Source organism: Mycobacterium sp. 1245801.1, assembly GCF_001673055.1.
In the GTDB taxonomy this organism is placed as follows: Bacteria; Actinomycetota; Actinomycetes; order Mycobacteriales; family Mycobacteriaceae; genus Mycobacterium; species Mycobacterium europaeum_A.
Window position 1 is genome coordinate 1 of sequence record NZ_LZKY01000230.1, and the last position, 835, is coordinate 835.

At 59.9% G+C, this 835-nt stretch carries 1 protein-coding gene; it reads right to left on the minus strand.

The window, feature by feature from the left end; all coding sequences use genetic code 11:
- Positions 1 to 49 precede the first annotated feature (49 nt).
- Complete coding sequence (locus A5622_RS30495; RefSeq protein ID WP_255361663.1) at positions 50 to 181, minus strand: hypothetical protein; 132 nt, start codon at positions 179 to 181, stop codon at positions 50 to 52.
- Between the last annotated feature and the right edge of the window lie 654 nt (positions 182 to 835).

Here is an 835-nt window from a genome sequence, read left to right on the forward strand (position 1 = left end):
GACGCTACCTCTAGTGGTATCCGGTCATGTCAGTTCCGGACGCAGCGCCTCACTGCTGTCGCTCCTCGCGAAGCTGGTCGATCAGGGTGGTACTCGGTGCGTGATCATTTGCCACCAAAGCCGCGCACCAAGCGCGCGACACCAACTGCAGATCGGCGTCAATCGCTTCGATATCGCGCATGTCCGAATGCTAAGCCGAGGCAGCGCTTCGCTCACTTCACCCCGGCGAACGGCGCAGATTCTTTATCTCGAAGGTGACTGATCGCTGGCGTAAGACCACCGACTTTATGCGGCCGTCAGCATCGGTTTGAGGCAGATCGTCGTCGGACCGGCCTGACGTCGCTGGGATTCGCTAGTGAGATGAAGCCGTGTCTGCGCTGCGTCGAGGCTAGTACATAGTGAATAGCGGCCAACGGCGTCCGCCCGTAATTTTCTACCCATGCGAGACCTCGCGACCATCGATGGCGAATCCGCCTGGTGACGCGAGCGCGCCTAGCGGCTCGATAACTCTGCGACGGCATTCCAGTACCACATTGATCGATCAGGCGCTCGACGAGCGAACGGCGGCAAATTGCACCGCAGCGTCGGCTTGAACCGGCGTGGAGAGGTTACCAGCGGGGTAGCGTCATAGCTGCTCCAGAAGAACAGGGTGCGGTTTTACGGGCGGTGCAATGCAGCTGAAATGGATTAGCGTTGCCGGTCTGATCGCTCAGGCCGGTGGTGACCCATGGGCGATCAACCAGAGCTTGCAGGCCGGTAGCCCTTTTCAGATCTCTCAACTGGCAGAGGCTTTCCATGCTGCCGGCCGATGCTCCACCGCAGCCCAAGAAGAATT